This is a genomic window from Romboutsia sp. 1001713B170131_170501_G6, from assembly GCF_015668195.1.
Lineage (GTDB): Bacteria > Bacillota > Clostridia > Peptostreptococcales > Peptostreptococcaceae > Romboutsia_C.
The window spans coordinates 79,310-104,607 of record NZ_JADPFC010000001.1; the positions used below are offsets into that span (position 1 = coordinate 79,310).

26 protein-coding genes and 1 other annotated feature are annotated in these 25,298 nt (G+C 29.3%); of the genes, 21 read left to right on the forward strand and 5 right to left on the reverse strand.

The window, feature by feature from the left end; all coding sequences use genetic code 11:
* Window positions 1-2: 2 nt before the first annotated feature.
* The 3 genes from minE to mgsA all read left to right on the forward strand — a co-directional run bounded on the left by minE (window position 3) and on the right by mgsA (window position 1,932).
* Window positions 3-287: a cell division topological specificity factor MinE gene (gene minE, locus I4U89_RS00385; RefSeq protein ID WP_195937723.1), complete on the forward strand. Its 285-nt coding sequence runs from the start codon at window positions 3-5 to the stop codon at window positions 285-287.
* A gap of 83 nt (window positions 288-370) precedes the next feature.
* On the forward strand, window positions 371-1,489 hold the full coding sequence (gene rodA / locus I4U89_RS00390) for a rod shape-determining protein RodA (protein ID WP_195937724.1): 1,119 nt from the start codon (window positions 371-373) through the stop codon (window positions 1,487-1,489).
* 29 nt (window positions 1,490-1,518) lie between these two features.
* A complete protein-coding gene (gene mgsA / locus I4U89_RS00395) occupies window positions 1,519-1,932 on the forward strand; it encodes a methylglyoxal synthase (RefSeq protein WP_166504898.1) in 414 nt (137 codons plus the stop codon).
* Window positions 1,933-2,056: 124 nt separating this feature from the next.
* Here mgsA and I4U89_RS00400 read toward each other — a convergent pair whose 3' ends face one another.
* On the reverse strand, window positions 2,057-3,250 hold the full coding sequence (locus tag I4U89_RS00400; protein ID WP_195937725.1) for an FprA family A-type flavoprotein: 1,194 nt from the start codon (window positions 3,248-3,250) through the stop codon (window positions 2,057-2,059).
* A gap of 338 nt (window positions 3,251-3,588) precedes the next feature.
* Between I4U89_RS00400 and I4U89_RS00405 the strand changes: the two genes are divergently transcribed.
* The 9 genes from I4U89_RS00405 (at window position 3,589) to I4U89_RS00445 (ending at window position 11,989) form a co-directional block, all read left to right on the forward strand.
* On the forward strand, window positions 3,589-5,433 hold the full coding sequence (locus I4U89_RS00405; protein WP_195937726.1) for a TIGR03960 family B12-binding radical SAM protein: 1,845 nt from the start codon (window positions 3,589-3,591) through the stop codon (window positions 5,431-5,433).
* Window positions 5,433-6,134 carry a TIGR03936 family radical SAM-associated protein gene (locus I4U89_RS00410; RefSeq protein ID WP_195937727.1) on the forward strand — a complete coding sequence of 234 codons (702 nt, stop codon included), beginning with the start codon at window positions 5,433-5,435 and terminating at the stop codon, window positions 6,132-6,134. The genes I4U89_RS00405 and I4U89_RS00410 overlap by 1 nt, the downstream gene beginning before the upstream one ends.
* Before the next feature lie 65 nt (window positions 6,135-6,199).
* Entirely contained in the window at window positions 6,200-7,603 is a 1,404-nt protein-coding gene (locus I4U89_RS00415) for an Rne/Rng family ribonuclease (RefSeq protein WP_195937728.1), read from the forward strand.
* Between the two features lie 116 nt (window positions 7,604-7,719).
* Window positions 7,720-8,031: a 50S ribosomal protein L21 gene (gene rplU, locus I4U89_RS00420; protein WP_092927240.1), complete on the forward strand. Its 312-nt coding sequence runs from the start codon at window positions 7,720-7,722 to the stop codon at window positions 8,029-8,031.
* A 13-nt stretch (window positions 8,032-8,044) separates the two neighbouring features.
* Window positions 8,045-8,362 (forward strand): ribosomal-processing cysteine protease Prp, encoded by a 318-nt coding sequence (locus tag I4U89_RS00425; protein ID WP_195937729.1) that lies wholly within the window; start codon window positions 8,045-8,047, stop codon window positions 8,360-8,362.
* A gap of 13 nt (window positions 8,363-8,375) precedes the next feature.
* Window positions 8,376-8,666 carry a 50S ribosomal protein L27 gene (gene rpmA / locus I4U89_RS00430; protein WP_071121257.1) on the forward strand — a complete coding sequence of 97 codons (291 nt, stop codon included), beginning with the start codon at window positions 8,376-8,378 and terminating at the stop codon, window positions 8,664-8,666.
* 137 nt (window positions 8,667-8,803) lie between these two features.
* Window positions 8,804-10,081 (forward strand): GTPase ObgE, encoded by a 1,278-nt coding sequence (gene obgE, locus I4U89_RS00435; RefSeq protein WP_195937730.1) that lies wholly within the window; start codon window positions 8,804-8,806, stop codon window positions 10,079-10,081.
* An 18-nt stretch (window positions 10,082-10,099) separates the two neighbouring features.
* A complete protein-coding gene (locus tag I4U89_RS00440) occupies window positions 10,100-10,471 on the forward strand; it encodes a YhbY family RNA-binding protein (RefSeq protein WP_092927234.1) in 372 nt (123 codons plus the stop codon).
* A gap of 183 nt (window positions 10,472-10,654) precedes the next feature.
* Entirely contained in the window at window positions 10,655-11,989 is a 1,335-nt protein-coding gene (locus tag I4U89_RS00445; RefSeq protein WP_195937731.1) for a CoA-disulfide reductase, read from the forward strand.
* A 125-nt stretch (window positions 11,990-12,114) separates the two neighbouring features.
* Here the strand turns inward: I4U89_RS00445 and I4U89_RS00450 are convergent, their stop codons facing one another.
* Window positions 12,115-13,032: a ribonuclease Z gene (locus tag I4U89_RS00450; RefSeq protein ID WP_195937732.1), complete on the reverse strand. Its 918-nt coding sequence runs from the start codon at window positions 13,030-13,032 to the stop codon at window positions 12,115-12,117.
* A 275-nt stretch (window positions 13,033-13,307) separates the two neighbouring features.
* The gene (gene recX / locus I4U89_RS00455; protein ID WP_195937733.1) at window positions 13,308-13,946 is read right to left on the reverse strand and encodes a recombination regulator RecX; all 639 of its coding nucleotides are present in this window, start codon (window positions 13,944-13,946) and stop codon (window positions 13,308-13,310) included.
* Window positions 13,947-14,063: 117 nt separating this feature from the next.
* Here recX and nadD point away from each other — a divergent pair, with 117 nt between their 5' ends.
* From nadD to sdaAA, 8 genes are all read left to right on the forward strand, one after another.
* Window positions 14,064-14,750, forward strand: coding sequence for a nicotinate-nucleotide adenylyltransferase (gene nadD, locus I4U89_RS00460; RefSeq protein WP_195937734.1), 687 nt, complete (start codon window positions 14,064-14,066; stop codon window positions 14,748-14,750).
* 2 nt (window positions 14,751-14,752) lie between these two features.
* On the forward strand, window positions 14,753-15,328 hold the full coding sequence (yqeK, locus tag I4U89_RS00465; protein ID WP_195937735.1) for a bis(5'-nucleosyl)-tetraphosphatase (symmetrical) YqeK: 576 nt from the start codon (window positions 14,753-14,755) through the stop codon (window positions 15,326-15,328).
* Between the two features lie 70 nt (window positions 15,329-15,398).
* A complete protein-coding gene (rsfS, locus tag I4U89_RS00470) occupies window positions 15,399-15,749 on the forward strand; it encodes a ribosome silencing factor (protein WP_092927223.1) in 351 nt (116 codons plus the stop codon).
* Between the two features lie 29 nt (window positions 15,750-15,778).
* Window positions 15,779-15,971, forward strand: a binding site (T-box leader).
* Window positions 15,972-16,139: 168 nt separating this feature from the next.
* On the forward strand, window positions 16,140-18,560 hold the full coding sequence (leuS, locus tag I4U89_RS00475) for a leucine--tRNA ligase (RefSeq protein WP_195937736.1): 2,421 nt from the start codon (window positions 16,140-16,142) through the stop codon (window positions 18,558-18,560).
* Between the two features lie 468 nt (window positions 18,561-19,028).
* Window positions 19,029-20,246, forward strand: a complete 1,218-nt coding sequence (gene ilvA / locus I4U89_RS00480) for a threonine ammonia-lyase (RefSeq protein WP_195937737.1) — start codon at window positions 19,029-19,031, stop codon at window positions 20,244-20,246.
* Between the two features lie 159 nt (window positions 20,247-20,405).
* Window positions 20,406-20,786 carry a RidA family protein gene (locus I4U89_RS00485; protein WP_092927217.1) on the forward strand — a complete coding sequence of 127 codons (381 nt, stop codon included), beginning with the start codon at window positions 20,406-20,408 and terminating at the stop codon, window positions 20,784-20,786.
* 357 nt (window positions 20,787-21,143) lie between these two features.
* Window positions 21,144-21,818 (forward strand): L-serine ammonia-lyase, iron-sulfur-dependent subunit beta, encoded by a 675-nt coding sequence (gene sdaAB / locus I4U89_RS00490; RefSeq protein ID WP_195937738.1) that lies wholly within the window; start codon window positions 21,144-21,146, stop codon window positions 21,816-21,818.
* Window positions 21,819-21,839: 21 nt separating this feature from the next.
* Window positions 21,840-22,718: an L-serine ammonia-lyase, iron-sulfur-dependent, subunit alpha gene (sdaAA, locus tag I4U89_RS00495; protein WP_195937739.1), complete on the forward strand. Its 879-nt coding sequence runs from the start codon at window positions 21,840-21,842 to the stop codon at window positions 22,716-22,718.
* A 112-nt stretch (window positions 22,719-22,830) separates the two neighbouring features.
* Here the strand turns inward: sdaAA and I4U89_RS00500 are convergent, their stop codons facing one another.
* A complete protein-coding gene (locus tag I4U89_RS00500) occupies window positions 22,831-23,076 on the reverse strand; it encodes a hypothetical protein (protein ID WP_195937740.1) in 246 nt (81 codons plus the stop codon).
* Between the two features lie 111 nt (window positions 23,077-23,187).
* Window positions 23,188-24,498 carry a D-alanyl-D-alanine carboxypeptidase family protein gene (locus tag I4U89_RS00505; protein WP_195937741.1) on the reverse strand — a complete coding sequence of 437 codons (1,311 nt, stop codon included), beginning with the start codon at window positions 24,496-24,498 and terminating at the stop codon, window positions 23,188-23,190.
* 78 nt (window positions 24,499-24,576) lie between these two features.
* Here I4U89_RS00505 and I4U89_RS00510 point away from each other — a divergent pair, with 78 nt between their 5' ends.
* On the forward strand, window positions 24,577-25,239 hold the full coding sequence (locus tag I4U89_RS00510; RefSeq protein ID WP_195937742.1) for a helix-hairpin-helix domain-containing protein: 663 nt from the start codon (window positions 24,577-24,579) through the stop codon (window positions 25,237-25,239).
* The last annotated feature ends 59 nt before the right edge of the window (window positions 25,240-25,298 follow it).

The following is a 25,298-nucleotide window of genomic DNA, read 5'->3' on the forward strand; positions in this document are numbered from 1 at the left end:
TCATGTTAGACTTATTTAAAGTTTTTTCAAATGAATCTAAAACTAGTAAATCAGTAGCAAAAGAAAGATTAAAGTTAGTTTTAGTGCATGATAGAGCGGATTGTTCTCCAAAGCTTTTAGAGCTTATAAAGACAGATATACTTAAGGTAATAGCAAATTATGCTGAAATAGAAGAAGATGGTCTTGAAATTAAAATGTCTAAAACTAGAGGAGAAGATGATGATATGCCAGTATCTGCATTAATCGCTAATATACCTCTAAAGAATTTAAAAGATAGAAATATATAATAGATTAAATGGGGGATTGTTAAGTCCCCCATATTTTAATATACTAAATATAAGACAATAGACATGAGGAAGTTGGTGAAAATATGATTGAATACAAGTCAACCATTAAGTTAATTAAACAATTAGACTGGAAGTTAATAGTTACAGTTTTAGCGATATTTGGATTTGGACTAGTCGTATTAAGTAGTGCAACTCATGCCCATATGACGGGAAATTATGGACAGATATACAAACAAGGATTAGCTTTTGGCCTAGGTATGATTATGATCATTGGAATATTACTAATAGATTATAATTTCTTGGGAAAATACTATAAGGCTTTATATATAGTTAGTTTAATTTTATTAGCTATAGTATTGATACCAGTAATTGGTGCGTCAAGAGGAGGAGCTAGATCTTGGTTAAATTTAGGTCCTTTAGATTTTCAAACTTCAGAATTAGTTAAGTTTACATTTATATTAAGCTATGCAAAGATAGTAGAATCAAAAAAAGGTAAGCTTAATAATTTAAAGGAAATAATACCTGTTGTAATGTATGCAGTTCCTTTTATAGGGTTATTATTTGCTCAACCAGATTTAGGAACGGCTATAGTTTTTAGCTGTATAATAGGTGCTATGTTATTTACAGCAGGGCTTGATATGAAACTAATAAAAAGAGTTATAATAGGTGTTTTAGTGGCAGCACCACTTATGTATATGGTAATGGCACCGCATCAAAAAGAAAGAATAGATGCTTTCTTACATCCTGATGACCCAACTAAAAAAGGTAATTATCAGGTTATGCAGTCTATGATAGCAATAGGATCAGGAGGAGTTACAGGGAAAGGTCTTTATAATGGGACACAAAGCCAAGAAGATTTCTTACCTGTTCAGGAAAGTGACTTCATATTTGCAGTTATAGGAGAAGAACTAGGAGCTATAGGTATGATATCTGTTGTAATTTTATATGCAATATTCTTGATAAGAATGCTTATTATAGCAAAAGAAGCCAAAGATTTTTATGGAACCCTAATTGTAGTTGGGGTTATGGGTATGTTTGCATACCAGATAATACAAAATATAGGTATGACAGTAGCATTAATACCAGTTACAGGGGTAACATTACCGTTTATAAGTTATGGAGGAAGTTCTCTTTTAACATCTCTAGCAAACTTAGGATTGGTACTAAATGTATGTATGAGAAGAAAGAAAATTAACTTTTAGATAAAGTCAAAATATAAATGGGAGGGAATATGAATATAGCATTAATAGCACATGATGAAATGAAAAATACAATGGTAGGATTTTGTATAGGATATGAAGAAATTCTTAAAAAGTATAAAGTGTATGCAACTGGAACAACTGGAAAGATAATAATGGATGCTACAGATATTAATATAACTAGATTAGCTTCAGGGCCTTTAGGAGGAGATCAGCAAATAGGATCATTAGTGGTTTCTCAAGATATAGATCTAGTGATCTTTCTAAGGGATCCTCTTACATCTCAAGCTCATGAGCCGGATATACAGGCATTAATTAGACTATGCGATGTATATCATGTACCAGTGGCCACAAATTTAGCATCAGCAGAAATTTTCATAAAGGCTTTAGATAGGGGAGAGCTTTCTTGGAGAGAAGTTAGAAAAACTAAAAGCCAAAGAGTATAAAAATAAGCACCTAATATTAGGTGCTTATTTTTATACTCTTTTAATATGAAGTAAGCTATGAATTTAGTAATTTATTGTAAGTAACTAAAAAAGTACCTCATATATGAGGTACTTTGATATATTATTATTTAACTAATTTAGCAAATTCTTTACCGTAGTTAACACATTCTTGACAAGTTTCTTCTGAAGGGAAGAATTTCTTTTTCATAGTAGGAACTGGCATTTTGAAAGCCATAGATTTTAATAAGTTTTCAGCCATAGTTATACCTTCTCCACTCCATCCATAAGAACCGAATACACCAGCTATTTTTCCTTGGTTAGCCATAGGGTCTATAGTAGAGAATAAATCCCACATAGGCTTAACCATAGTTCTATTTATAGTTGGAGAACCTAATAATATTACTTTAGACATAACCACTGCATCGTGCATTTCTTGTAAATTAAGTTCTTCTAAATCGTAAAGTTTAACTTCAGCACCTTCCTCAACTAATCCTTTTTCTATGTTTTTAGCCATTTCTAAGGTATTAGTGTAAGCTGATAAGTAGAATATTGCAACTTGATTTTGGTTTGTAGTATTAACAACTTCAGTTGACCAATCTAAATATCTCTTAACTGCTGCCATTGGATCCTTAGTAAGCATAGGACCATGAGAAGTTAATATTGTATCAAAGTCTATTTTAAGTTCAACAACTTTATTTATAGCACTTAAAACATGTTTAGCGAATGGTTTAACTATGCAATCATAGTAGTGCTTAGCTGATTTTAAGTAATCTTCACTTTCTACAGCATTAGGATCTACACTTGCAAAATGACATCCAAAAGCATCGCAAGTGAATAAAGTTTTATCTTCTTCAACATAAGTAAACATTGTATCAGCCCAATGTAAGAATGGAGCTGTTATGAACTTAAGATTTCTCTTACCTATATTTAAAGTTTCTCCATCTTTTATAACGTGACACTTAAAAGGTCTATTTACTTGTTCAGCTAAGTAAGTTTTAGCAACAGCTGTACAGAAAACTTCTACATCAGGGTTTATATCTAATATATATTTTAAACAACCAGCATGATCTGGTTCTGTATGATGTATAACTACATAATCTATATCTTTTATATCAGTAACTTCTGATACATTCTTTAAAAATTCATCCTTAAAGTTTGGCTTTACAGTATCAAATAATACAGTTTTTTCATCTTTTATAACATAACAGTTATAAGTAGTACCAAATTCTGTTTCCATTATAATATCAAATACTTTTAAATCTTTATCTACAACACCTGTAAAGTAAATATCTTTTTTAACTTCAAATACATTACTCATTACAAATCCTCCTAAAAACATTATATAAACATTATACCCATATAAATTACATTAAAACAATTTAATTTTAAATTAAATGTAAAAAATAAATTAATTAGGTATTTTGACTAGTTATTTAATTGATAACTACTATTATTGTAACAAAAAATAATTTTTATAAAAGGTATAAATTAGATTTTTTTATTAATTATAGAATATAGGCACAATATTTTAATATACTAATTTTAAAACTTAAAACTATATAAAATAATCAATAATATTTTGATAGATAATGTTATATCGTGTATAATAATACTTATGCTTATAAACAATAAACTTATTTGGAGGTTTTAACATAAATGAATAAAGTAGACTTAAAAAGAATTTTAAAAAAAGTTGAAAAGCCTGCTAGATATCTTGGAAATGAAATAAATTCAATTCATAAAGATACAACTAATGAAAATTTAGTAAGATATGCACATTGTTTTCCAGACTTATATGAAGTAGGAATGAGTCATTTAGGAAGTCATATATTATATGATGTTATAAATAAAGATGAAGAAGTATTCTGTGAAAGAGTATATGCGCCAGCTGTTGATATGGAAGCGATGATGAGAGAAAAAAATATACCATTATTTGCGTTAGAATCGAGAGAACCTATAACAAACTTTGATTTTGTTACATTTACGCTTCAATATGAACTTTCTTACACTAATATATTAAATATGTTAGATTTAGCTAATATACCACTATTAAGAGAAGAAAGAAAGCTAGATGATCCATTTATATTAGTAGGTGGCCCATGTGCTTACAATCCAGAACCTTTAGCTGACTTTGTTGATATAGTAATATTAGGTGAGGGTGAAGAAGTAAATCCAGAAGTTATAAATGCTTATAAAGAATGGAAAAAAAATAAGACAACTAGAGAAGATTTTCTACAAAAGATATCTAAAATAGAAGGTGTTTATATACCAAGCTTCTATGATGTTTCATATAATGAAGACGGAACTGTTAAAGAAGTAGTACCAAATAAAGAAGGTGTACCTCAAAAACCAAGAAAAAGAATAATAAAAAATATGGAAGAAGTTCCATATCCAGAAAAATTAATAGTTCCTTTTATAGAAACTGTTCATAACAGAATAGTACTTGAACTGTTTAGAGGGTGTACAAGAGGATGTAGATTCTGCCAAGCAGGAATGATATATAGACCAATAAGAGAAAAAAGTGTAGCTAGGCTAAAAGAATTACTAGAAAAACTAGTTAAAAATACAGGATATGATGAAATATCATTATCATCTTTAAGTACTAGTGATTATAGTGAATTAGCTGAACTTACTGATTATTTAGTTGATGAATATACTCCTAAAAATATAGGAATATCTCTACCATCATTAAGACTTGATAACTTCTCTATGGAAATAGCAGAAAAAATACAACAAGTAAGAAAATCAGGACTTACATTTGCACCAGAAGCAGGAACTCAAAGATTAAGAGATGTTATAAACAAAGGTGTAAGTGAACAAGATTTAGAAAATGCAACTAGAAAAGCATTTGAAATGGGATGGAATAGTGTTAAGTTATACTTCATGATAGGTCTTCCAACAGAAACTTATGATGATTTAGATGGAATAGCAAAACTTGCTTATGATGTTATAGATACTTATAGAGATGTAAATGGAGGAAAATTAAGAAGAGCATTTGGTGTTACAGTAAGTACATCTACATTTGTTCCTAAGCCATTTACACCATTCCAATGGCATGGACAAGATACAACTGAAACAGTTATAGAAAAGCAAAGACATTTAGTTAAAAAATTAAAAAATGGAAATATAAAATATAACTACCATGACTCGAAAACTAGTTTAATGGAAGCTGTTGTAGCTAGAGGAGATAGAAAAATAGGTAAAGTTATATACGATGCTTTCAAAATGGGTGCTAAATTTGATGGTTGGTCAGAGCACTTTAATTTAGATACTTGGAAAGAAGCCATGGCTAAAAATAATTTAGAAATAGCATTTTATGCTAATAGAGAAAGAGAATATGAAGAAGTATTCCCTTGGGATCATATAGATGTTGGAGTTTCTAAGAAATTCTTAATTAGAGAAAATGAAAAAGCTAAACAAGACACAGTTACAGTAGATTGTAGACATAAATGTAATGGTTGTGGAATAAATGCACACGATATCGGAAGGGGGCTTTGTTAATGGAAAATAAAATAATAAGAACTAAATTTAACAAAGAAGGAGATATGATATATATATCACATCTTGATTTACAAAAACTTTTACAAAGAGCCTTTAGAAGAGCTGAAATAGATTTAGCACATTCTCAAGGATATAATCCCCATCCAAAAATAAGTTATGGAAATGCTTTAGCTCTAGGTACAGAAAGTCAAGGAGAGTATGTAGACGTTGAAATAGAAGGTGATATAACTGTAGACGATTATTTATCTAGAATGAATGAGCAATTACCAGAAGGCATAAAATTTATACAAGCTGAGGAAATAACTAAACAAACTCCATCATTAGCATCTACTATAGAATATGGAGAATATGTATTTACCATAGAAACAGAAAAAATATTAACTAAAGAGTTCGTAAAAAATCAAATATTAGATTTTATGGCTCAAGAAGAGATAATGATAACTAAGAGAAATAAAAAAGGTAAGTTAGTAGAGTCTAATATAAGACCTATGATAAAGTTATTTGATTTATTAGATGCACAAGATAATAAAATAATTTTAGAAGCGACAATATCAACAGGATCTAAAGCTAACTTAAATACTTCTATATTTATACCAAAAATATTAGAAATGTTAGAATTAGAAATGGACCCATTAGATGTAGATATATTAAGAAGAGACTTATATGTAGTAAGAGATGGACAATTAGTAAGTCCTATGTAATAAAAGGTGGATTTATCCACCTTTTTTAGTAGTTAAAAAGATTATTGATTTATTAGGAGTGAAGTATGAAGGATATAATAATAGAATCTCTTATATCATCTGAGAAAGTGGCTATACTTGAAGATAATAAATTAAGTGATATATATATAGAAGACAATAAAAAGAATAAAAAAGTCTCTAATATATATAGAGGTATAGTAAAAAAAGTATTACCAGGAATAGAAGCATGCTTTGTAGATATAGGCTTTGATAGACTTGCATATCTTCAATTAAAAAAAGAAGACAATATAAAAACAGGGCAAGAAATAATGGTTCAGGTAAATAAAGAAGAGGTAGGAAATAAAGGAGCCAAATTAAATCTTGAAATAAGTTTATCTGGAAGATATATAGTTTATATACCGTCAAATGATAGAATAACTATGTCTAACAAAATAACGGATGAAAAAGAAAGATTTAGATTAAAAAAGTTAGCTAAATCAATTATTAAAGACAATATAGGAATAATTATAAGAACAGAAGCAGTAGGATGTAGTTTAGAAGATTTAAAAGAGGATATAGAAAATTTAAAAAGTCAGTATGAGGTAATTTTAAAAGAGTTTAAATTAGGAATAGGACCTAAATTACTTTATAAATCATTGGATTTTGCAAGTAAATACATCAAGGATTATATAAGTGAAGATGTAGGTAAAATAGTTACAAATGATGAAAAAAAATATAACGAATTAAAAGAACTATTAAAATCTATAGATAAAAAATATGTAGACAAAATTATATTAGAAAAAAATAAAGATGTATTTGATATATATAATGTAAATTCTCAAATACAAAAGTGTTTAAATAAAAAGGTATGGTTAAATAGTGGTGGATACTTAATAATAGAAGAAACTGAAGCTTTAACAGTTATAGATGTAAACACAGGAAAAAATACAGGTAATATAAAATTAAGAGACACAATATACAAAACTAATTTAGAAGCAGCTATAGAAATAGCTAGACAAATAAAAATTAGAGATATATCTGGAATAATTATAGTTGATTTTATAGATATGGAAAAGGAAAGTCAAAAAAGAGAACTTATAAAGGTACTAGAGGCAGAATTAAACAAAGATAAAAGAAAATCTCAAGTGTTAGGTATGACAAGGTTAGGTCTAGTTGAGATAGCAAGAAGAAGAGATAAAGACTCTATTTATAACTACTATTTAGATGATTGCAATTTATGTAATGGTGATTCAACTATAATATCTACGAAAGCTATAATAGATAATATAGAAAAAGAAACTATGAGAATTAAAGAACATACATCATATAAGAATATAACAATTGAAATAAATAATAAAATATATGAGGATATAAGTAAAAATTTTAAGGATACAATTGCAAGTATAAGTGAAAAATATAGTATGAATCTAGAGTTGAAAGGTTTGCCTGAAATTAATATAGAAAAAATGAATATAATTTATAATAGTTAGTTGACAAATGTATAATAAAGTAGTAATATTAATAAATGTAATGCCGCACAGAACAGGTTGAAAACTTCTTATGAAGTACCTGTATGGCGAGTTTTGAGACCGAGGAGGTGTATTTAATGTACGCTATAGTTAAAACAGGTGGAAAGCAATATAAAGTTGCTGAAGGTGATGTATTATTCGTTGAAAAGTTAGAAGCTAACGAAGGTGATGTGGTTACTTTAAACGAAGTATTAGCTTGCACTAAAGACGGAGAGTTAGTAGTTGGAGCTCCAGTTGTTGAAGGTGCTTCTGTTCAAGCAAAAGTTGTTGAGCAAGGTAAAGCTAAGAAAGTTGTAGTTTACAAGTACAAAGCTAAGAAAGACTACAGAAGAAAGCAAGGACATCGTCAACCATACACTAAGATAGTTGTTGAAAAAATAAACGCTTAATTAGTGAATAGTAATGATTAAAGTTAAATATTATTACAATGATGATTTCTTAATTAAAGGCTTTTGTCTAAAAGGTCATGCTGATTTCGCTGAAATAGGCTATGATATAGTATGTTCTGCAGTAACATCTAATGCAATTGCAGTCATAAATTCTTTAGACAAGCTTGTTAAAGTTGAATTTGAAAAAGTAGTAGGTCAAGAAGGTCATATAGAATGTATCGTTAAAGATAAGTATCTAGGTGATTCTCAACTATTATTAAATCATTTTCAATTAGCTATTGAAGGAATTAAAAGGGAATATCCCAAAAATATAAAAATCTTAAAAAAGTAGGGGGTGACTCCAAATGTTAAACATGAACTTACAGTTACTTGCATCTAAGAAAGGGGTAGGATCTTCTAAGAACGGTAGAGATTCTATATCTAAGAGATTAGGTGTTAAGAGATTTGACGGACAAGTAGTTACTGCTGGTAGTATAATAGTAAGACAAAGAGGAACTAAGATACATCCAGGAACTAACGTAGGTAAAGGTGGAGATGACACTTTATTTGCATTAGTTGACGGTGCTGTTAAATTCGAAAGAAAAGATAAGAAGAGAAAGAAAGTAAGTGTATACCCAGTATCTATAGCTGAGTAATACTTAAAAAAGGAGTGTTAATGCACTCCTTTTTCTTGTAAATAGATATTTTACTGATTAAAGTCAGTTAAATCGGGAAAAATAATCAAAAAGACTTTAATTAAATTAATTTAAGGTCGATCAAGTAGGTGATTAATTTGTTTATAGATAGAGCAAGAATTTTTATTAAAGCCGGGAACGGTGGTAACGGATCGGTATCTTTTAGAAGAGAAAAATATGTTCCAGCTGGTGGACCAGATGGAGGAGACGGTGGACGCGGTGCAAGTGTTATATTTGAAGTTGACTTAGGTCTTAGAACATTAATGGATTTCAAATATCAAAGAAAATATGCTGCTGAAAACGGTGGAGACGGAAGTAAAAAAAGAAAAGCAGGTAAAAATGGAGAGGACTTAATCCTTAAAGTTCCTGCAGGTACTGTAGTTAGAGATGAAGCTACAGGACTTATATTAGCAGATTTAAAAGAAGAGGGAGATAGAGCTGTAATAGCTAAAGGCGGTAGAGGTGGAAAAGGAAACCAACACTTTGGTAACTCAGTAAGACAAGCTCCGGCTTTTGCTAAATCTGGTACAGATGGAGAAGAAAGATGGGTAACTCTTGAGCTTAAAATGATAGCTGATGTTGGGTTACTGGGATTCCCTAATGTAGGAAAATCTACTTTCTTATCAGTAGTTACTAAGGCTAAGCCAAAAATAGCAAACTATCACTTTACAACATTAACACCAAACTTAGGTGTTGTTCAAACTAAATTTGGTGATAGTTTTGTGTTAGCAGATATACCAGGTCTTATAGAAGGAGCTGCTGAAGGGGTTGGTCTTGGACATGACTTCCTAAGACATGTTGAAAGAACTAAAGTATTAATACATATAGTTGATATATCAGGACTAGAAGGTAGAGATGCATTAGAAGATTTTGATAAGATAAATGATGAACTTAAGTTATACAATGAAAAGTTATCAACTAGACCACAAATTGTTGTTGCTAATAAAATAGATATACTTGAAGATGAAAGTGTATTTGAAGAATTTAAAAACAACTTAGAAGGCAGAGGATATAAAGTATTTAAAATGTCTGCTGCTACTAGAGAAGGTATAGATGATGTAATAGCATATGTTTCTGAAATACTAAGAGATGTTGAAGAAATAGAGTTATTCACAGAAGAAGAAATGTATAAGCCAGAACTTGATAATACAGAAGAAGAAGGTTTAAACATAGAAATAGAAGATGGAGTATATGTTGTTACTGGTAAGGCACTAAGAAGAATAATGTACTCTGTTAACTTTGATGATATGGAATCTATCCAATATTTCCAAAAGGCTATGGAAGGCGAAGGTGTTTTTGATAGACTAAGAGAGATGGGAATAGAAGATGGAGATACTGTTAGAATATACGAATTAGAATTTGAATTCTACAATTAAAAATTAAGAGGTGACAAAATGTTAAAAGGTAAGCAAAGAGCATACTTAAGATCAATAGCTAACACTTTAAAGCCTGTTACTCAAATAGGTAAAGATGGTGTTACAGAGAGTTTCTTAGAACAATTAGATGATATGTTAAGAGTTAGAGAAATAGTTAAAGTAACTATACTTGATAATGCAGGATTAGATGCTAAAGAAACTGCTAATGCTGTATGTGAAGCTTTAAGAGCGGAATTTGTACAAGCTATAGGATATAAATTTACGATATATAGAAAAAATCAAGAAGAACCAAAGATATTCTTCCCAGGTCAAGAACCAGCTAAACCAAAGGTTAAGCCTGAAAATATGACTAAAAAAGGAAAGCCAACTAAAAAGGCATTTAGAAAATAAGTTAGTAAAATAACCATCTATTTTAGATGGTTATTTTTTATAAAAAAGATTTTATATTATAATGAAGTATATAGATTTTTACAAAAAATAATGTTAATATAATAACTAAGAATGGTATAAAAATTAAGATAAAATACTAACTTAATTATAAAATATAAAATTACTGCAATTTAGGAGGCAAAAATGAGAGTTATAATAATTGGAGCAGTTGCAGCTGGAATGAGTGCTGCTGCAAAACTTAAAAGAATTAAACCAGATTATGAAGTTGTGGTATATGAAAAAGGAGAAGTTGTATCATTTGGAGCTTGCGGATTGCCATATTTTGTTGGAGGATTTTTTGATGATCCTAACAATATGATAGCAAGAAGTCCAGAAAAGTTTAGAGAAACTGGAATAGACTTAAATATACATCATGAAGTAGTAAAAGTCGATGCAATAAATAAAAAGGTTATAGTTAAAAACTTAGAAACAGGTGTAGAATTTGAAGATTCTTACGACAAGTTAATGGTAGCAACAGGTGCATATAGTGTAATACCACCTATAAAGAATGTACAGTTAGAAAACGTATCTACATTAAAGAGCATGGCAGATGGAATAAAAGTAAAAGAATTATTAAATAAAGAAGAAAATAAAGATATAGTTATAATAGGAGCTGGATTTATAGGTCTAGAAGCTGTTGAAGCTGCTAAAAAATTAGGTAAAAATGTAACGGTAATTCAATCTACAAGTAGAATACTTGAGAATGTATTTGATAAAGAAATGACTGATGTTTTAGAAGAGGAAATAAGAAAACATAATGTTGATTTAAGATTAGAAGAGCTTGCAGCAGAATTTGTTGGACAAACTAAAGTAGAAAAAGTTATAACTAATAAAGGTGAAATAAAAGCTGATGTAGTTATAATAGCTACTGGAGTTAGACCAGCTACTGACTTTATAAAAGATACAGGTATAGATATGTTACCGAATGGAGCAATAATAGTTGATGAATATGGACAAACTTCTATAGAAGATATATATGCAGCTGGAGATTGTGCGACTATAAAAAATATAGTAAGCGGACAAGATTCTTATGTCCCATTAGCAACAGGAGCTAATAAGCTAGGAAGAATAGTTGGAGAAAATTTAGCAGGAGCTAATAATAAGTTCCAAGGTTCTTTAGGATCAAGTTGTATTAAAGTTATGGATATGGAAGCAGGTTCTACAGGAATTACAGAAGTGCAAGCACAAAAACTTGGATTAGACTTTAAAGTTAAGTTTATATCTGATTTTAACCAAACTAATTACTACCCAGGTAGAAATAAGATATATGTTAAGTTAGTATATGATGCAAAAACAAAGGTTATATTAGGTGGACAAGTTGTTGGATTTAAAGATGCAGTTCAAAGAACTAATGTAATAGCAACGGCAGTATTTGCTAAATTAACAACTAATCAATTAGGTATGTTAGATTTATGTTATGCACCTCCATTTGCTAGGACTTGGGATGTATTAAACGTAGCAGGAAACGTGGCTAAATAGCAATTGAAAATCAATATATAGTTTAAATAGGTTATTGAGCATGCCTATTATGCTTAATAACCTATTTTTAATGTAATACTTATACAATATAATATGTTTTAAAAATTTAAAAAGATATTTGATAATTAATCTTTAAAGTTTAAATTAAAGCTTAGCCTATCTTCTCCTATAATGGTATTTTCAAAAACACTAGTAGCATTATTTAAATATATATATGGGTCTTCAAGAGAAGGGCTAAAATGAGTTAAAATGAGTTTATCTACATTTCCTAGCCTAGCAAGGTTTGCAGCTTCTCTAAAGGTCATATGATGATTTTTAACAGCCTTTGAAATATCCATATCATCACCATACATACCCTCACATACAAATAAATTACTATCCTTTATAAATTCTGGTATAGATACTAAAGGTCTAGTATCTGTAATAAAACTAACTTTAATTCCTTTTCTATTATCTCCTAGCACCATAGAAGGAGTATATTCTATTTCGTTATATACAATATTTTTTCCAGATTGAAGTTTTTGCCAAAGTATAATAGGAACATTATTACTAATTGCCTTTTCTTTATTAAATTTAGGTCTTCTCTTAAAATATAAACTATATCCGAGACATTCTCTAGAATGGTCAAGTTCTATAGTTGAGATTTCAATATCTTTTAATATATCATGGTCTAAAGAAAAAGTATTTTTAGGATTTTCTATAATATTTAATTTATAAGGTATATGTTCAATCAAAATCATAACAGCATTTATATATTCTTTTATACCAACTGGGCCAACTATAGTTAGGTCATCAGTACGGCCACTATTACCAATAGTAGATAAAAGGCCAGGTAATCCATTAAAGTGATCTCCGTGTAAATGTGTTATAAGAATTAGATCTAGGCTTTTAAATCCGCAATTTTTCATTTTCATAGATATTTGAGTACCTTCACCGCAATCTATTAATATTTTACTACCATTAAAATTTATAAAAAGGGAAGATAAATATCTATTAGTGGTAGGGACATTCCCTCCGCATCCAAGTAAAATTAAATCTATCATTATAAACTCCTCATAAAATAGTTTTTATATAATTAATTACCCAGGAAATAGTATTTGCTGTAGAAAAAAGAAATATTTATAGATAAAAATATATATTAATTTAAATAAAGTATAAAGTTTAGGATTTATAGCAAAAAATGGATTATAAATTTATAATCCATTTTATCTAAGGCTATCTTGTCTATATAGTTGAATAAGATTATATATACCTATTCCTAGGCTTATAGCACCTATTAATATTCTTTTAACCTCGCTCAAAGCAAATCCTCCTAAAACTACATATCGTATTCATCAACGTTTAGTAATTTGTTTAGTACACGTTTAATAATATCATAACTAAAGCCTTTATAAGCTAAATGTTGATAAATTTTTTGATAAATTTTATGTTTATCGTCGTTTTTTATCCTATCATATCTTTTTTTAGCTAAATACATAGCATTTTCAAATTCTTTATTTTGATCTAAACTAGATATAGCTTGCTCTATAGAATCTTTATCTATACCTTTGTTATATAGATTTTGTCTAATTTTATTTTTACCATATTTATTTAAATTAACATTTGTATTGACTATTTTTTGAACTAAAATTTCATCATTTATAAAATTATTTTTTTGTAAAAACTCTATAACTAAATCGATAGTATCTTCTTCAAAGTCACTTGAAAGTTTTTCTCTTATTTTACTTTCTGATTGATCTGCTTTAGATAAAATGTTTAGAGCTTTTGTTTTAGCCTTTATATACATCTCTTCTTTGAGTATGGACTTTAAGTCACTTTCATCTATAGCCATACCTTTTTTTAGACTAAATGTATATACTAATTCAGTAAATATAGCCATGAAAAATTCATCATTTACATAAATATTTACTCTATCAGTATTCCTCTTTTGTGCCTCTATTTTAGTAATTATAGCCATATTTAAACTCCTTTATAATTATATAAATATAAGTATACACTAAAATATGATTTATAATCTTTAATATTATAAAAAAAATGATAAAATAATAGTATAAATATATAAAGGAGAGTAAAAATGATTACTAGTAATCTAGTTGAGAAAGCAGAGGAGATAAATAGGACAAAATTAGGAAAGTTCAATAAAACATATAAAGGTACAAAAGTTGGAATTATGGGGGGAACTTTTGATCCAATTCATTCTGCACATTTAGCAACTGCTGAATTTATTAGGGATAAATATAAACTAGATAAAATAATATTTATACCATCGGGCAATCCACCACATAAAAAAAATACCATTGTAAACAAGTATGATAGATATGAAATGGTAAAATTAGCAACTATGAGCAATGAAAATTTCATAGTATCAGATATGGAAATTATAAGAGACAAAAGAACTTATACTATAGATACACTTAGGGATATGAAAAAAAAATATGATTCAATAGATATATATTTTATAACAGGGGCAGATGCAATTTGTGATATAGAAACTTGGAAAAGTGTAGAAGAGAATTTTAGATTAGCAACATTTATAGCAGCCACAAGGCCGGGCATAAGCAAAGCTAGTACTAAAGAAAAAATAAATGACTTAAGAAAAAAATATAGTGCAAATATTATAGAGGTATATGTACCATCTTTAGATATATCGTCTACTTATATAAGAGAAAAATTAAAAAATAATGGATCTATAAGATATTTAGTACCAGAGGAAGTTAGAGAATATATAGAATATAAGAAACTATATAATAATGGAGATTAAAAATGAATTATAATGATATAAAAGATAAAGTAAGAAATATGTTACCAGAAAAAAGATATAGACATTCTGAAAATGTAGCCAATTGTGCAGCAAAAATTAGCGAAATTTACGGATATGATAAGGATATGGCTTATTTAGCAGGAATTGTTCATGATTGTGCAAAATACTTAAGTGATGAGGATGTTAAATTTTATGTTAAAAAATATGATATAAAACTAGATAAATTAGAAAAAAATAGTTTAGCATTGTCTCATAGTATAATAGGGTCATATATATGTAAATATGAATATAATATAGAAAATGAAGATGTTATAAGAGCTGTAAGATTTCATACTACAGGAAGAGAAAACATGTCACTTCTTGAAAAAATAATATATATGGCGGATTTGATAGAAGAAGATAGAAATTTTGATGGTGTAGAAAAATTAAGAGAACTTGTATACAACAAAAAACTAGACGAAGCATTACTATTATCGTTTAATAATACTATAAAATTTGTTATAGATAATAATCAAATGATACATGAAAAAACTATAAAAGCAAGAAACTATATGCTAGAGAATAGAAGCAATAAATAGTAATATATTTAAATCACAATTTATGATATAATATAAAAATATGTTTAATTTTAGAAAGGTAGGAAATAATATGACAGTAGAACAAATCACTAAGATTGCATATGATGCAATAGATGATAAGTTAGGTCAAGATATATCTATAATAAATATCGGAGCTGTTTCAAGCTTATGTGAATATTTCATAGTTGCAACAGCAGGATCTCAAAGACAAGTAAAAGCAATAGCTGATAATGTAGAAGATGAACTTACAAAGATTGGGATAGAGCCAAGAGGAAAAGAAGGATACGAATCTCAAACTTGGATACTTTTAGATTATGGCGATATAATGGTTCATATATTTAATGAAGAAGATAGATCATTCTATAATCTAGAAAAATTATGGAAAGATGCTCCGTATGTTGATGTTGACACATTAGCATAAAGGTGATAATATAAACTATTATAACTAAAAATAATTAAATAGACTAGAGTAGTAAAAGAATGTGTTTTTTCAGAGAGCTAGTGGTAGGTGAGAACTAGTAAAATATACCTTTGAACTTGCTAGAAGTATCTATTTAGCCGTAGTTGGCATAAAAACTATCTAAGAGAGTCTATTTATAGACTAATTAGGGTGGTACCGCGAAAATATATCCTCGTCCCTAAACATTATGTTTAGAGACGAGGATTTTTTAATATAAGGAAATTATAAAATTTCCTATCCTTCGAAATATTTTGAGCGACGGATGAGGCTAAAGTGTATACGAATCCATATCGTTGACAAAATGAACGAAGTGAATTTTTTTAATATTACAAAAATAATAGGAGGATGCACATGAGTGTTTATAAACCAAATGAAGTTGAAGCCAAATGGCAAAAAACTTGGGAAGAAAACAACCAATACAAAACAGATACAAATGATACAACAAAACCAAAATACTATGCATTAGAAATGTTCCCATATCCATCAGGAAAATTACATATGGGTCATGTTAGAAACTACTCTATAGGTGATGTAGTAGCTAGATTTAAAAAAATGCAAGGATACAATGTACTTCATCCAATGGGATGGGATTCATTTGGACTTCCAGCGGAAAATGCAGCTATAAAGCATGGAATACATCCAGATAAATGGACTATGGAAAACATAGAAGATATGAGAAAACAATTTAAGACATTAGGTCTTAGCTTTGACTGGGATAGAGAAGTAGCAACTTCTACACCAGAGTACTATAAGTTTACACAAGAGATATTCTTAAAGTTCTTAGAACATGGATTAGCATATAAGAAAAAATCTTTCGTTAACTGGTGTCCATCTTGTGAAACAGTTCTTGCTAATGAACAAGTTGTTCAAGGTGCGTGTGAAAGATGTGATTCTATTGTTATAAAGAAAGATTTAGAACAATGGTATTTCAAGACTACTCATTTTGCAGAAGAATTACTTCAAGATTTAGATACTTTAGATGGATGGCCTGAAAAGGTTAAAACAATGCAAAAGAACTGGATAGGAAAAAGTACTGGAGCTGAAATAACTTTTGATATAGATGGAAGTGATAAGACTATAACAGTATTTACAACTAGACCAGATACAGTTTATGGGGTTTCTTATATGGTTTTAGCTCCTGAACATGAATTAGTAAAAGAATTAGTAGCAGGAACAGAATACGAAGAAGCTGTAGATGCTTTTGTGTCTAAAATGCATACTATGACTGAAATAGAAAGAACTTCAAGTGATGTAGAAAAAGAAGGGTTATTTATAGGTAAGCACGTTATAAACCCTGTAAATGGAGAAAAAGTTCAATTATGGATAGCTAACTATGTTCTTGCAGATTATGGAACAGGTGCAGTTATGGCAGTACCAGCTCATGATGAAAGAGATGGAGAATTTGCAGCTAAATATGAATTGCCAGTAGTTGAAGTTATAAACGAAGAAAATGTAATGGTAAACTCTGGTGAATTCAATGGAATGGAAGCTTCAAAAGCTTTTGAAGCTATAATTGAAAAAATAGAAGAAATGGGAAGAGGTAAGAAAACAGTTAACTATAGATTAAGAGACTGGTTACTTTCAAGACAAAGATATTGGGGATGTCCAATACCTGTAGTATACTGTGATGAATGTGGTATAGTGCCTGAAAAGAAAGAAAATTTACCAATATTATTACCTACAGACGTTGAATTTACAGGCAAAGGTGAATCGCCACTTACAACTTCAAAAACATTTATGGATGCTACTTGTCCTTGTTGTGGAAAGCCAGCTAGAAGAGAAGTTGATACAATGGATACTTTCGTTGATTCTTCTTGGTATTATTTAAGATACATAGATCCTAAAAATACTGAAGAGCCATTTAATAAAGAAGCAGTTAACAATTGGATGCCAGTTGACCAATATATAGGTGGAGTAGAACATGCAATTCTTCATCTTCTTTACTCAAGATTCTTTGTTAAAGCATTTAATGAAATGGGAATGTTAGATTTTAAAGAACCATTTAAGAACTTATTAACTCAAGGTATGGTTTTAAAAGATGGCGCTAAGATGAGTAAATCTAAAGGAAATGTTGTAGCACCATCAGAGATAATAAAAGAATACGGAGTAGATACTGCTAGATTATTCGTATTATTTGCTGCACCACCAGAAAGAGATTTAGAGTGGTCAGATCAAGGTGTTGAAGGATGTTTCAGATTCTTAAACAGAGTATATAGATTAATAGATGAATTAGCAGATGTAGCTAAGAATAATGTTTCTCTAGGTGAATTAACTAAAGAAGATAAGGCTATGAGATACACAATAAATGCAACTTTAAAGAAAGTTACAGAAGATCTTAATGAAAAGTTTGGATTTAATACTGCTATATCAGCATTAATGGAATTAGTAAATGAAATGTACAAGTACAAAGAATTAGAAACTAGAAATGATGCTGTTATAAAAGAAGGTGTAGATACAATAGTTACTATACTTTCACCATTTGCTCCTCATATTGGAGAAGAATTATGGGCAATGATAGGTAAAGAAGGAAGTATATTTGATATATCTTGGCCAGAATATGATGAAACTGCATTAGTTAAAGATGAAGTTGAAATAGTAGTTCAAGTTAATGGAAAAGTTAGAGGAAAATTAAGTGTTGCTACTAATATATCTAGAGAAGATATGGAAAAAGTAGCAATGGAAGATGAAAAAATAAAAGCTTTAGTGGAAGGTAAAACTGTAGTTAAGGTTATAGCTGTTCCTAAGAAGTTAGTTAATATAGTTGTTAAATAGTTTTTAAGAGGTAGCTTGTCTACCTCTTTTTTACGCTTAAGGAAATTATGATACTTTAAAAACTGTGAGTAAATATTTCAGTTAAGTAATATCAATAAGTTTGCAGAGAGTAAAAAGATATTTTGAGCAACGGACGAAGTCGTTGGCCACATGAAGTGTTTCGCTAATATAAAAGAAATTAGCTTATATAATAAAATACTAAATAAATTAAAAATATTTAAAAAAATTTTAAAGTAAAATAGTATCAAAAATATAATAAAATATAATGTATACAAGTTAAAGAAATAAGGTCTAACAAAGGTATACTCTTAATTAATAAAGGAGAAAATAGTAATTGTATCACTTTTTTAGAAAAATTAAAAAATTATGAAATAGCGATTTCCTGTTGCATTTTGTAAAAAAAGAGTATAGAATAATAATTGTTAAAGGGTGATTACAAAAATTACTAACAAGAGGGAGACTTATACGATGACAAAAGTTACTTTACAAGATGTACAACAAGCTAGAGAAACTATAAAAGATATAGTTAAAAAAACAGATTTATTAGAAAGTGCTAAGCTAAGTGCTAAGACTGGGGCAAATGTTTTCTATAAGTGCGAAAACTTACAAAAAACAGGATCTTTTAAATTAAGAGGAGCTTGTAACAAGATAGCTAACTTAACTGATGAAGAGAAGGCAAACGGTGTTATAGCTTCAAGTGCAGGAAACCATGCACAAGGAGTTGCTTTAGGGGCAAAGATGACTGGAATAAAAGCAACAATAGTTATGCCAGCAACAGCACCACTTGCAAAGGTAACAGCGACTAAAGGATATGGAGCAGAAGTTGTTTTAAACGGAATAGTATATGATGATGCATATGCAAAAGCTGTTGAAATACAAAAAGAAACTGGAGCAACATTCTTACATCCATTTAATGATAAATATGTAATAGCAGGACAAGGAACAATAGCTCTTGAAATATTTGAGCAATTAGACAATAAAGTAGACACTATATTATGTCCAATAGGTGGAGGGGGAATAATAGCTGGTATAGCAGTAGCTGCTAAAGCTTTAAACCCAAATGTAAAAATTATAGGAGTTCAAACTTCTAACGTACCTTCAATGAAGGAATCTATGAAAAATGGTGAAGTAACTACAGCTTTCAATGCTACTACAATAGCTGATGGTATAGCAGTTAAAACACCAGGAGATTTAACATTTGAAATAATAAAAGAATTAGTTGATGATGTTATAGTTGTAACTGAAGAAGAAATAGCACAAGGAATGTTATTCTTAATGGAAAACCAAAAAGTTGTAGCAGAAGGTGCAGGAGCAGTAAGTACAGCAGCAATGGTAAGTGGAAAGTATGTTCCAGCTAAAGATGAAAACGTTGTTTGTGTAATATCTGGTGGTAACGTAGATGTTAACACTTTATATAGAGTTATAGGAACAGCATTAGCTACAGAAGGAAGAAGATACTCATTCAACACTGTAATACAAGATAAGCCAGGCGGACTTGCTGAATTAACTAAGATAATAAGTGAAAAAAATGGAAATATATTAGCAGCTAATATATCTAGATTAGCAATGGGAAGTACTCTAGGTAAACAATCTGCTGAGCTAGTTGTAGAAACTATATCAGAAGATCACATAAAAGAAATAAAAGATGCAGTAACAAGTGCAGGATTTGATATAGTAGAAATGTAATTTAAAAAATATACTAAAGGCAGGTGTTTACAAATAAAAATATAGTATATTTGTAACCCTGCTTAAAAAAATATGTGTACAAATATAAATATAGTAGTATAATAGTATCGAAAGACTAATACTAAATACATATAGTTAATGTATAAGGAGGAAGTTAAAATGAAACACGAAGTAATACATACTAATAATGCTCCTAAAGCTATAGGACCATACTCTCAAGCTGTTAAAGCTGGAAACATGTTATTTGTATCTGGACAAGTTCCTTTTGTACCAGAAACTATGGAAATAGTTGAAGGAGATGTTAAGGCTCAAGCAGCTCAATCATTAACAAACATAAAAGCTATATTAACAGAAGCTGGATATGATTTTGCAGATGTTGTTAAGACTACAGTATTTATAAAAGACATGAACGAATTTGCTCAAATAAATGAAGTTTATGCTGAATTCTTCGGTGAAAGCAAGCCTGCTAGAGCTTGTGTAGAAGTTGCAAGATTACCAAAAGATGTTAAGGTTGAAATAGAAGTAATAGCTGTAAAATAATATTTTACCGAAATTTACAAAAATGACCAGACTAAATCTGGTCATTTTGTAATTTATAGGAAAGTTTGTTAAAAAAATATTTAATTCTAAAATAAAACTATGTTGGCAAAAAAAGTTTTTTTACTTTCCTTCTTGACAAAATATGACGAATTTAAATAAAATATTATCAATGGATTAAATTTTAAATTGGATTTTATAAGAAATTAGTTTATATACATTTATTTCAGGATATATATATGTATATAAGATAGTTTTGGATAAATAATAATATTAAGCTATTTAAAATTAATACTAATATGCAATACAATTAAAATCAAAAAATTTTAATTAAGACTTTTAGGAGAAAGAGGTAATACAATGGCTAAGGATTATAGTGTATTTGATGTCGTAGGACCAAACATGATAGGACCATCTAGTTCTCATACAGCAGGAGCAGCTAGACTAGGGAAAACTGCTTCAAAGATAGCAGGAAAACGTATAAAGGAAGTTAAATTCTTGTTACATGGTTCTTTTGCAGAAACATACAAAGGACATGGAACTGATAAAGCATTAGTAGGTGGAATATTAGGATTTGAGACTGATGATGCTAGAATAAAAGATTCTTTTAAATTAGCAGAAGAAGCTGGTATCAAGTTTGAATTCATTAAAACTAATTTAGGAGAAAACGTACATCCTAACACTGTTAAAATGGAAATGCTTTTAGAAGATGGATCTAAGTCAACTGTAATGGGTGCTTCTATAGGTGGAGGTAACATAAAACTTACAGAAATGGATGGATTAGCTCTTGATTTTAATGGTTCAAAGGCTGCAGTAGTACTAGAAATAAAAGATATTCCAGGTGCAGTATCGTTTGTAACAGGATTACTTGCTCATAACAATAAAAATATAGCAACAATATCAACAAATAAGCCAGCTAAATCTGAATTTACATTTGTTACTATAGAAACAGATGAAAAATTAGAACAAGATTTAGTTGATCAATTAAGAAAGTTTGAAGTAATAGCTAAGGTTGTAGTTTTAGACAAATTCTAATGAGTAAGGAGAGACAAAAAAATGAAATATAACTTTACAAGTGGAGCTGAATTATTACAAAAATGTAAAGAATTAAACATGCCTATACATCAATTATGTTTAGAAAGAGAAGCTGAGATGTCAGGTTTATCTAAAGAAGAAATAAGAGAAAAAATGATGTATAGCTTAAATATAATGAAAGCAGCTACTGAAAGAGCTGTTGAAGAAGATATAAAATCTATGGGTGGACTTATAGGTGGAGAAGCTAAGAAATTAACTAAGTATAGAAATTCATCGAGAAGTGCATGTGGAGAGTTAATGAATAAAGCTATGGTTGCTGCAATGGGTACTATGGAAATTAATGCTTCTATGGGTCTAATAGTTGCTGCACCTACAGCAGGTTCTTGTGGTATACTTCCAGGAGCTGTTGTTACAATAGGTAAAGAATATGGATTTACTGATGAAGAGATGGTAAATGCATTATTTACAGCTTCAGCAATAGGAGCTATAATAACTAGAAATGCTACAGTTGCTGGTGCAGAAGGTGGATGTCAAGCTGAAACTGGTGCTGCTGCTGCTATGGCTGCTGCTGGTGTAGTTGAAATGATGGGTGGAGAACCTGAACAAGCTATTCATGCTGCATCTCACTGTTTACAAAATGTTATGGGACTTATATGTGACCCAATAGCAGGACTTGTTGAAGCACCTTGCCAAGGAAGAAATGCTATAGGTGTTGCTAATGCTTTAATATCTGCTGAATTAGTTTTAGCTGGAATATTAAACATAGTACCATTTGATGAAACTGTTGAAGCAATGTACAAAGTAGGTAAAACACTTCCAATGGAGTTAAGAGAAACTGCATTAGGTGGAGTTGCTGCTACTTGCACAGGATGTTCTTTAACTAAGAAAATATTTGGATAATATATAAGAGCTGTATCTCATAGAGAACAGCTCTTTTTATATAAGTAAAAATAAAGAAGCTACTTAAAATCTAAAAAGTAACTTCTTTGAAAAACTTAATTTATTAAAATAATTAATAATTTATACCAGCTGGTTTTATATTATTTTTATCCATAGAGCTACAAGGTGTAACTCCATAAACCATATTGCAATGAGGACATTTGTCTACATGAGTAGTCATCGTAAATACTTTATCACAATTAACACATTCTATATCATGAGTAGTTCTTAGAGGAAAATCTCCTTTACCTTTACTTCTAACTAAATCTACTACATTTCTACCGTTATTTTTATCCATATTTGAACATCCACAGCTCATAATAAACCTCCAATAATTTAAAATATTAAAAAATACATTATAACCCAAAAGTTAGAACTTGTCCGTAACAAATGTTACATAAAATAAAAGAGCAGCAATAAATTGCTACTCTTATCTTCTTCTTTTATATTTTTTGTTTTTATTTGAATATATACTTGTATAACGTCTATTTTTATTTGATTTTCTTTTGATAGTTATAAACAACACAAAAGCAATAATTCCAATTAATAAAACAAATTTTATTATTATCATTACGACTTTGTTTTCTGTTATAAAGCTAAAAACGCTGTTGACATCGTCTGTAGCTACAAGGTTTATAGTAGTTTCTAGTTTATTTTTATTATAAACTTCTAACTTACCAACTTTGTCACCTTTTTTTATAGGTAAACTAATATCGTCTAATTTAACTTTTGTAGTATATATTCCGTCTTTAGTACCTTTAGGAAGAACTACTTTATAACTATATTCAGGTTCATAAATTAATTCTCCTTGCTTACTAAAAAGTACTTTTTGATGTTTTATATAGTCAGATTTATTGATGACAGTAGTATTGGAGAAGTTATCAAAACCATAATCTAGTAGCGTTCTAGAATCTAGATATAAGTCATTTCCAACAGTTTTAAAAACAGCAGCTATAAGTCTCATATCGTTTTTTACAGCACTACTTAAAAGACATCTACCAGCATCATCTGTATAACCAGTCTTAATACCATCAACTATATCATATTTAATATCTATTTTTTCACCCTTGTAGTCTATTTTCTCATTAGATGTTAAAAATTTATTAGTATTTATAAAGTACCTTTCATGAGGATAAACCTCATTTGGTTCAAATTTTATAGATTTAGTGTTAACGATATCTCTAAAAACATCATTACTCATAGCTTGTCTAGCCATTAAAGCCATATCATAAGCTGTAGTCCAGTGTTTTTCATCTGGCAGACCGTGTGGATTGTTAAAATGAGTACCTTCAGCTCCGATAGCTTTAGCTTCCTTATTCATAAGATCTACGAATTTATCGATAGAACCACTAACATAGTTTGCTAAAACATAGGCAACATCATTAGAAGAATGTATTAAAAGAGCTTGTAATAACTGCTTAACTGTAAAAGACTCTCCATTTTTTAGGTACATACTAGAGCCATCTATAGGTGGCAAATCTTTTATTGTTACCATTGCACTTAAATCAGAAACGTGCTTTATAACTACATAAGCCGTCCAAGCTTTAGTAGTTGATGCAGGATATATTCTGGCATGTCCATTTTTATTATATAAAACTTTCCCAGTTTCATAGTCCATTAATACTGCGTATTCTGCTTTAAGATCAGGCTTTTTATCATGAGCAAAAGCCTCATTAGTAGCTCCAAAAATTTGTGAGAATATAAACGTTAAGGATACCAAAATTGATAAAAATTTCTTCATTTACTAACCTCCAAAACAAAACTTATATTTTAGTATAACATAATTTTGTCAATAATTGAAATGAAGGAGTGATTTTATTTGAATAAACAGAAAAAGGTTGTATTAATAGTATTTATAACTGTATTTTCTATATCTACAACTATAATTAATAGAGGGTTAAAAGCTAGAGACAATGTATATGTAGTTAGTAAAAGTGACAAAGAAGAAACTAAAAATATCAAGAATGATGAACAAATGGACAAAGATAAAATATTGGAAAAAACGGCAAATAAAAATGATATAGATAAAAATAAATCAAAAGAAATAAGGATATTTGTAAGTGGAGAGGTTAAAAATCCTGGGGTAGTCACAATTGAAAATAGTAAAAGGTTAATAGATGCTATAGACTTACTAGGAGGATTTACAGAAGAGGCAGATTTAAATAAGATAAATTTAGCGATGACTATAGAAGATGAAATGCATTATATAATACCTAAGATAGGTGAGGAAATAAATAATAATAATGAAAATGCCACGCAAAATAATATTAAATCTCAAGAGGGAAATTCAAAAATTAATATAAATATAGCTAACGTAAGTGATTTGGATAAACTGCCTGGGGTCGGAGAGGCTACGGCTAACAAAATACTAAATTATAGGGAAGAAAAAGGCCAGTTTAAGAGTATCGAGGAAATAAAGAATGTAAATGGAATTGGAGATAAAAAATATGAAGATATTAAGGAGATGATTACTATAGAGTAAAATAACCATTAAATAAAACAATATTTAATATAAACTTGTAAATATAAAAGTAAAAATAT